This window comes from Streptomyces coryli (assembly GCF_011044975.1).
In the GTDB taxonomy this organism is placed as follows: domain Bacteria; phylum Actinomycetota; class Actinomycetes; order Streptomycetales; family Streptomycetaceae; genus Streptomyces; species Streptomyces coryli.
Window position 1 is genome coordinate 1 of record NZ_JAAKZV010000312.1, and the last position, 8,115, is coordinate 8,115.

An 8,115-nucleotide genomic window follows, 5' to 3' on the forward strand; every position below is an offset into this window, starting at 1 on the left:
CCCCCGCACTCGTCCTCGTGGACGACCTGATAACCACCGGCGCCACCCTCACCGAGGCCGCCCGCGCCCTGCGCGACGACCTGGGCGCGCCCCCCACCGCCGCAGCCGTCGTGGCGGCCCCGCGGACGGCCTTCGCCTGACGACCGGCTCCCAGCGCCCCGGCCGCGCCCTCCGACCCCGAACCACAACTGTTCGAGTCCGTTCGACTCGATCGCAGTCTGACCGAAAATTTACGTTTTGCCTGATAGGAAGGGTGAAAGACCACTCGATCGGAGGACGGACCCGACAGGGGGTGCCGCGCCTCTCCCCACGAGCTATGTTCGATTGTGAGGGGTGTGGGGGTGAGGAGCTCTCCGACGGGGGAGGAGGAGGTGAATACCGGCCCGCCCGCCCCAGGACGTGCCGGTGAAGAGAACCCCGAGGCTCCGGCGGTGCCCGGAGCCCAGTGCACCAAAGGTGCGCCCCGTCGTCAGGGGGCGCCCGGAACGGAGTTCTGCGTGGACATCGTCGTCAAGGGCCGCAAGACGGAGGTGCCGGAGCGCTTCCGCCGGCACGTGGCCGAGAAGCTGAAGCTGGACAAGATCCAGAAGTACGACGGCAAGGTGATCAGCCTCGATGTCGAGGTGTCCAAGGAGCACAACCCGCGGCAGGCCGAGCACAGCGACCGCGTGGAGATCACGGTCCGCTCCAAGGGCCCGGTGGTCCGCGCGGAGGCGTCCGCAGCGGACCCGTACGCAGCTCTGGACCTCGCGGCAGGCAAGCTCGATGCCCTGCTCCGCAAGCACAAGGACAAGCGCACATCGCGTCGCCCCGGCAAGGCCCGCCGCTCCGCCGCCGAGGTCGGCGACGTCGTGGCGAATTCCGCCGAGCTGACCGAGGACGGCCGCCTGGCCACCAGTCCCGAGCCGGACTACGCCATGGCCGACGAGGCCCCGGCCCCGTCCAAGAACGGCCCGCTCACCGTCGACGGCGACGGCCCGCTCGTCGTCCGCGAAAAGACCCACGCCGCCTCGCCCATGACCCTGGACCAGGCGCTGTACGAGATGGAGCTGGTCGGACACGACTTCTATCTCTACGTCGACTCCGACAAGAAGATGCCCAGCGTCGTCTACCGCCGCCACGCCTATGACTACGGCGTGATCCACCTCGACCCGTACCCGATCGAGAAGGAGTCTCCGTCGGAAGCCGGCGGTTCGCTCGGCAGCTGATTTCCAGCCACAAAGTCACCGCCGGAAGCCGAAATTCCCTCTCCTCGGCGGCGGGGTACCTCCCCCGCCGCCGAGGCATGAAATCATGTCGTCGCATGGGTAATCGGCGGACGCCAGACTGGTGTTCGCGCACAGGGGGGAGACCGATGGCGGAGAGCATGGAGTCCGTTGCCGAAGAGCCGATGGATGCCGAGGCCGCGGCCGGGCGGCGCGCGGAGCCGATCCGGGTTCTGGTGGTGGACGACCATGAGCTGTTCCGCCGCGGCCTGGAGATCGTGCTGGCCCAGGAGGAGGACATCCAGGTCGTCGGCGAGGCCGGCGACGGCGCCGAGGCCCTGGACAAGGCCGCCGACCTGCTCCCGGACATCGTCCTGATGGACGTCCGGATGCCCAGGCGCGGCGGCATCGAGGCCTGCACCTCCATCAAGGAGGTGGTGCCGAGCGCCAAGATCATCATGCTGACGATCAGCGACGAGGAGGCCGACCTCTACGACGCGATCAAGGCAGGCGCCACCGGCTATCTGCTGAAGGAGATCTCCACCGACGAGGTCTCCGCCGCCATCCGCGCCGTCGCCGACGGCCAGTCGCAGATCAGCCCGTCGATGGCGTCCAAGCTGCTCACCGAGTTCAAGTCGATGATCCAGCGCACCGACGAGCGCCGCCTCGTCCCCGCCCCGCGGCTCACCGACCGCGAGCTCGAGGTGCTCAAGCTGGTGGCCACGGGCATGAACAACCGCGACATCGCCAAAGAGCTCTTCATCAGCGAGAACACGGTCAAGAACCACGTCCGCAACATCCTGGAGAAGCTCCAGTTGCACTCCCGGATGGAAGCCGTGGTCTACGCGATGCGCGAGAAGATCCTCGACGTGCGCTGAGCGCTGAGCACGCTCCCGGGCCGGCCGACCAGCCAGCCGGGCGGGCAGCCGACTACCCCGGATAGACCGGCGCCGACCCCTTCTTCGCCACCCGCCGCCAGTCCGCATCCGGCGGCAGCCGCACGATCCCGTCCTCGGAATCCGCGATCAACGGCCGGTCGGACCGCTCGCCCGCCGCGATCGCCGTCACCCCGTTCAGCCCGCGCGGCGGCTCCAGCGGCACCGAGCCGTCCGTGTCCACGTACTTGAGCTGCTGCACCCCCTTGGACGTCGTCCCCACGACGATCAACTGGCTCTCCCCGGCCCACGAGAAGCCCCGCACGTCCTGCATCTGCGGCGCGGCGTTCTCCAGCCGGGCGACCATGAGCTTGCCGTCGTCGCCCGGCATGATCGAGCCGAGCTGCAGCGTGGTCCGATCGTCGCGCTCGACCAGCAGCGCGATCCGCGCACCCTCCGCCGACACCCGCAACGACTCGATGCGCCCGTCCCCGAGATCCGGCACCAGGACCTCCTCGGCCTTGGCCCGGCCCTGATCCCGCAGCCGGTACAGCGTCGAGCCGTCCGCCGTACGATCCGCCACCCACACGTCTCCGGCCCCGTCCCAGCTCGGCGCGGTCAGCCCGCGATCGTCGCCGGTGCGCTTGGACTTGCTGGTCAGCGCCGGGTCCTTCAGCTTCGCGCCGCTGTCGAGGCCGGCGACATACATCTTCGAGCCGTCCTCGGACACCGCCGCCGCATGGCGCTCATCGCGCGCCACGCCGGCCGACCGCAGCTTCACGCCGTCCGCACCGTCCGCGCCCAGCACGCCGGGCACCCGATCCGGCTTTACGTCGCTGTCGGGACTCGCCGGCAGCTGGACCAGCCGGTGCTCGGTGTCGATGAAGTACTGGTTGTCCAGCGAGCCGAACAGCCCCTCCGGCCGTACATCCCGCGCCTGCGCGGAGGTGACCCCGCACAGCGATCCGCCGCCGTCCCGCTCCAGCTCCACCCGTGCCAGCCCGCTGGGCAGCTGGCTCTTGGCGGTATAGAACACCTGCCGCGCCGCGGCCTGGCAGGCATCCGCCGACAGCCGCTTGTTCTTCGGCAGCTTCAGCCGCACCCGCAGCATGTCCCCGTCCGGCGCCAGCGACTTCCCGGCGAGCTCGGTGCCCGGGGGAATCGGGTTCGTCACCCCGGGCAGCAGCTGCGCGCCGGGCCCCGCCAGCAGCGACTGGACCGCGTCGGTCAGGTCGAGCCCCCGCCGCACGTAAACCGGCTCGGGCACCAGGCTCTGCTTGTGCACCGCGCCGTAGTAGTACTTCTCGGCCTGCAGATACGTCCGGTGAAAGTTCGCCTCTCCCAGCACCAGCCCCGGCGGCGGCTGGGAGATGCGCCACTCGCCCTTGCTGTTCTTACGGAGCTCGATGTCCTTGCGGTACTTCTGCTCGCTGGAGACATAGGCATTGCGATCGTCGACGACCGCCAGCTGCGTGCCCGTGAGCCGGACCCGTACTGTATTGCCCTCGCCCTGCGCCGTCAGGTCACCCTTCCCGCCGGGCGACAGCTCGCGCGGGCTCGGCTCCTCGGCCAGCACCGTGGTCTTCTCCGGCCGCCAGCTCCCCCGCTCGCGCTTCGTCAGGTATTCCTTCGCGGTGCGGAAGTCCTTCTCATTGGCCATCAGCGCCTCGAGGAAGCCGCTGACGATCTGCGCCGGCTGTGCCCCGTCCTCCGGCACCTGCGGTTCCACCCGCGCCTGCTGCTCCTCCGGCCGCTGCGACGCCGAAGGCCCCGGCGGCACGTCGCCGCTGTCCGGCATGGACGCGCACCCGGCCACCACGGCCCCGCAGGCGAGCAGGGCCAGCGCCCGCACTCCGCCCCGAAGCCCGTGATCCGCACCGCTACCGAGCACCGTCGTCCCCTTCCCCGGCCGTCGACTCGGCACCGAGCCCGCGCTCGCCGAGCTCCCGCTCGCCAAGATCCCGCTCGTCCGCCCCGAACCCCCGCTCACCATTCCGCCGCACCGGCGTCCCGGCCCCCGGCAGCGCCGTCGGATCGGCCGCCGCATGCCCGCGCCCCTGCGCCGGTACGGCCGTGAGCAGCCCCGTACCACCGCGCGCCGGCCGGGCCTCCGCCCGGTCAGCTGCCCTGGCCTCCAGCTCCCGGTGCTCGCGATGCGCCCGCGAGTCCTCCGGCTCCAGCGGTATCGGCGACCCCCGCAGCGGCTCCCCCACCGTCCGCGGCAGCGTCAGCCGGAACTGCGACCCGCCGCCCGGCTCCCCCCACGCCTGCAGCCAGCCGCCGTGCAGCCGCGCGTCCTCGACCGCGATGGAAAGCCCCAGCCCGGTGCCCCCGGTGGTACGCGCCCGCGCCGGATCCGCCCGCCAGAAGCGGTTGAACACCCGAGACGCCTCCCCAGGCTTCAACCCGACCCCGTAGTCCCGTACGGCCACGGCCACAGCCCCGCCGGCCGCACCCAGCCGCACCACGACGTCCCGCCCCTCGCCATGCTCCACGGCATTGACGACAAGATTCCGCAGCACCCGCTCCACCCGCCGGGCATCCGCCTCGACGATCACCGGCTGCGCATTGCCCCGTACGAGCACAGCGCTGCCCTTCCGCTCGGCCAGCGGCAGCGCGCCGTCCACGACCCGCCGTACGACCTCCCGCAGATCGATCGGCTCGGCCTCCAGCGCGGCAGCTCCGGCATCGAAGCGGCTGATCTCCAGCAGATCACTGAGCAGCGACTCGAAGCGATCCAGCTGATCCAGCAGCAGCTCAGCCGACCGGGCCGTCACCGGATCGAAGTCCGCCCGGCCCTCGTGAATGACATCCGCGGCCATCCGCACCGTGGTCAGCGGCGTCCGCAGCTCATGCGATACGTCCGAGACGAACCGCCGCTGCATCCGCGACAGGTCCTCCAGCTGCTGGATCTTCTGCTGCAGGTTCTGCGCCATCTTGTTGAAGGACTCACCGAGCCGCGCGATGTCGTCCTCGCCGGTGACCTTCATCCGCTCCTGCAGCCGCCCGGCCGCCAGCCGCTCGGAGATCCCCGCGGCCATCCGTACCGGCGTGACCACCTGGCGCACCACCAACCAGGCGATGGCGCCGAGCAGCACGACCACGAAGACGCCGGCCGAGGCAAGAGTGCCCTTGACCAGGCTGAGCGTCTTCTCCTCCTGCGTGAACGGGAAGACGTAGTAGAGCTGATAGCGCCCGCCGTTCGGCTCCCGCATCAGCTTGCCGACGATCAGCGAGGCCTCGCCGTCCGCGGAGCCGTCGCGCCAGTAGGCCCGCCCGTAGCGCTGGACCACATCGCCCTCGTCGACCTTCTCGCGCAGGTCCTTCGCGATGCTGCGCTTCACATCGAGGTCGATATAGCGCGAGCCGCGCGTCGTGTCCCCGGCCTCGGAGTCGACGACGTCGGAGCTCATGGTCACTACCGAGTAGACGCCCTTGCCGCTGCTCTGCAGGTCCTCCACCAGGTTGCTGAGCCACTCACCGGTGGTCGCCTTGGAGCCGCCCTGCGTGCCCCCGCTGCCCCGGTCCGGCCGGTCCGCGGCCCGCTCGGCCGCCTGGAAACCGCCGTCGACCTGCACCTGTGCGGTCTGCAGCTTCGCGTCCCGCAGCCCGTTACGGACCTGGCCTATGACCACGATCCCGAGCAGCAGGACCACGCCTATGGACATCAGCAGGGTGGTGGCGACCACCCGCACCTGGATATTGCGCCGCCACAGCCTGAGCGCAGGCAGCAGCGGCCGCCGCACCCAGCGCAGCAGCAGTCGGAGCACTGGCTGCATCGGTCCGCCGGACGCGCCGTCCTGCAGCAGCAGCCTCGACACTGTCTTCCGGTCCCGTTATCCCGGTCCGGCCTTGTAGCCGACGCCGCGCACGGTCACCACGATCTCCGGCCGCTCCGGGTCCTTCTCGACCTTGGAGCGCAGCCGCTGCACGTGGACGTTGACCAGCCGGGTGTCGGCCGCATGCCGGTAGCCCCAGACCTGCTCGAGCAGCACCTCACGGGTGAAGACCTGCCAGGGCTTACGGGCCAGGGCCACGAGCAGGTCGAACTCCAGCGGCGTCAGGGCGATCTGCTGCCCCTCCCGCTTCACGGAGTGACCGGCCACGTCAATGACCAGATCGCCGATGGCCAGCTGCTCCGGCACCGGCTCCTCGGACCTGCGCAGCCGCGCCCGGATCCGGGCGACCAGCTCCTTCGGCTTGAACGGCTTGACGATGTAGTCATCGGCACCGGACTCGAGCCCGACGACCACATCCACCGTGTCGCTCTTGGCGGTGAGCATGACGATCGGCACGCCGGACTCGGCGCGGATCAACCTGCACACCTCGATACCATCCCGGCCCGGCAGCATCAGATCGAGCAGCACCAGGTCAGGCTTGGTCTCGCGAAAAGCAGCCAGCGCCTTGTCGCCGTCGGCCACGAACGATGGCTCAAAGCCTTCGCCACGCAGCACGATGCCGAGCATCTCCGCCAGTGCGGTGTCGTCATCGACGACGAGAACGCGTCCCTTCATATGCACATCATTCCATTGCCGATGGCGCGCCCGGTAGCTTGGTGATCCCCGTCACGTTTACGGATCACCCGGTCCCCGCTCCCGCAAACCACCTGCGGCAACGCGACTGGCCGCCCGCAGGCGGTGGACCGCACGGGAGTTGGCGCGCCTCGGCCCCCGCGGCGACCCCCGTGAAGTAGATGATCAGCTCATCCCAGTGACCCGAATCACCCGCCAGCCTAGCGCGCCGAACGGATGTTTCCGGCCTGGGCGCACAGTCCCGCCAGCTCGCCGGCCGTCACGGGCGACACCACACCCCGCTCGGTGACGATCGCGGTGATCAGCTCCGGCGGCGTGACATCGAAGGCCGGGTTGTACGCCTGGGTGCCCAGCGGCGCGATCGGCACCCCGCCCCCCGGCTGCGACATCTCACTGCTGAACGTATGCGGCGCGGTGAATTCGGTGATCTCACTCCCCGGCCGCTGCTCGATCTCGATCGCGTCCCCGTCGGGCGTGTCGAGATCGACGGTGGTGGTGGGCGCGACGACGATGAACGGCACCCCATGATGCCGCGCCAGCACGGCCAGCGGATACGACCCGACCTTGTTCGCGGTCGAGCCATCAGCGGCGATCCGGTCCGCCCCGATCAGCACGGCGTCCACCTCACCGGCGGCGAACAGCGACCCCGCGGCATTGTCGGCGAGCAGCGTGTACGGCATGCCGGCCCGCGCCGCCTCGTACGCCGTCAGCCGCGCGCCCTGCAGCAGCGGCCGGGTCTCGTCGACCCACAGCCGGCGCAACTCACCGGCCCGGTGCGCAGCAAGTACGACGGCGAGCGCGGTGCCGTCCCCGCCGGAGACGAGCTGCCCGGTATTGCAGTGCGTCAGCAGCCGGAATCCACCACCGGTCGCCAACTCCCCGAGCAGCCGCAACCCGTGCTCGGCCATCCGCGCACTGCCCCGGGCATCCTCGGCGTGCAGCTCCCGCGCCTCGTCGAGCGCGGCCGCGGATGCCTGCGCCTGGGTCCCGCCTTCGTGGAGCACGGCGCGATACGCATCCGCGGCTCTCCGCACCCCGTAGGCGAGGTTCACAGCGGTGGGCCGGGCGCCGGCCAGATGCTCGGCCGCCTCCTCTACGTCGTACCCACGGGCGGCGGCCAGGGCGACGCCGTACGCTCCGGCGATGCCGAGCAGCGGAGCCCCGCGGACGGCAAGTGACTGGATGGCCTGCACCAGCGCCGGCACATCCGTGCAGGCGAGCTCCACCTCCTCGGCGGGCAGCCGGGTCTGGTCCAGCAGGACCAGGACAGGCCCACCCAGGTGCTCGTCGGGTTCGTCCCAGCGCAGTGCGGCAAAGTCTTCGGCCATCACACCAGTCTCCCCGCAACGCAGAAATGCCTCAACCCCCAGCACTGAGCTGGGGGTTGAGGCATTTGAAGTTAAGTTCGGCGGCGACCTACTCTCCCACACAGTCCCCTGTGCAGTACCATCGGCGCGGAAAGGCTTAGCTTCCGGGTTCGGAATGTAACCGGGCGTTTCCCTA

Annotated in this window: 6 protein-coding genes and 1 rRNA gene; 2 read left to right on the plus strand and 5 right to left on the minus strand. The window is 70.3% G+C overall.

Features of this window, described 5'->3' with window-relative positions; genetic code table 11:
- The first annotated feature begins 497 nt into the window (after positions 1–497).
- Both hpf and G5C51_RS37535 read left to right on the plus strand, forming a co-directional pair.
- Complete coding sequence (gene hpf / locus G5C51_RS37530) at positions 498–1,208, plus strand: ribosome hibernation-promoting factor, HPF/YfiA family (RefSeq protein WP_165244632.1); 711 nt, start codon at positions 498–500, stop codon at positions 1,206–1,208.
- Positions 1,209–1,354: 146 nt separating this feature from the next.
- A complete protein-coding gene (locus G5C51_RS37535; RefSeq protein WP_165244634.1) occupies positions 1,355–2,083 on the plus strand; it encodes a response regulator in 729 nt (242 codons plus the stop codon).
- Positions 2,084–2,135: 52 nt separating this feature from the next.
- Here G5C51_RS37535 and G5C51_RS37540 read toward each other — a convergent pair whose 3' ends face one another.
- The 5 genes from G5C51_RS37540 to rrf form a co-directional block, all read right to left on the minus strand.
- A complete protein-coding gene (locus G5C51_RS37540; protein ID WP_165244636.1) occupies positions 2,136–3,971 on the minus strand; it encodes an LpqB family beta-propeller domain-containing protein in 1,836 nt (611 codons plus the stop codon).
- A complete protein-coding gene (mtrB, locus tag G5C51_RS37545) occupies positions 3,961–5,859 on the minus strand; it encodes an MtrAB system histidine kinase MtrB (RefSeq protein WP_206314739.1) in 1,899 nt (632 codons plus the stop codon). Before mtrB ends, G5C51_RS37540 begins: the two co-directional genes overlap by 11 nt.
- A 57-nt stretch (positions 5,860–5,916) precedes the next feature.
- Positions 5,917–6,594, minus strand: coding sequence for a two-component system response regulator MtrA (gene mtrA, locus G5C51_RS37550; RefSeq protein ID WP_165244640.1), 678 nt, complete (start codon positions 6,592–6,594; stop codon positions 5,917–5,919).
- A gap of 218 nt (positions 6,595–6,812) precedes the next feature.
- Positions 6,813–7,940 carry an S-methyl-5-thioribose-1-phosphate isomerase gene (mtnA, locus tag G5C51_RS37555; RefSeq protein WP_165244642.1) on the minus strand — a complete coding sequence of 376 codons (1,128 nt, stop codon included), beginning with the start codon at positions 7,938–7,940 and terminating at the stop codon, positions 6,813–6,815.
- 75 nt (positions 7,941–8,015) lie between these two features.
- Positions 8,016–8,115, minus strand: a 5S ribosomal RNA gene (gene rrf / locus G5C51_RS37560); the annotation flags it as partial.

Excerpts from the sequence above, each read along its gene's own strand:
- mtrA (WP_165244640.1), bottom strand. The coding sequence starts at position 6,594 with ATGAAGGGACGCGTTCTCGTCGTCGATGACGACACCGCACTGGCGGAG.
- G5C51_RS37535 (WP_165244634.1), top strand. The coding sequence starts at position 1,355 with ATGGCGGAGAGCATGGAGTCCGTTGCCGAAGAGCCGATGGATGCCGAG.
- mtrB (WP_206314739.1), bottom strand. The coding sequence starts at position 5,859 with ATGCAGCCAGTGCTCCGACTGCTGCTGCGCTGGGTGCGGCGGCCGCTG.
- mtnA (WP_165244642.1), bottom strand. The coding sequence starts at position 7,940 with ATGGCCGAAGACTTTGCCGCACTGCGCTGGGACGAACCCGACGAGCAC.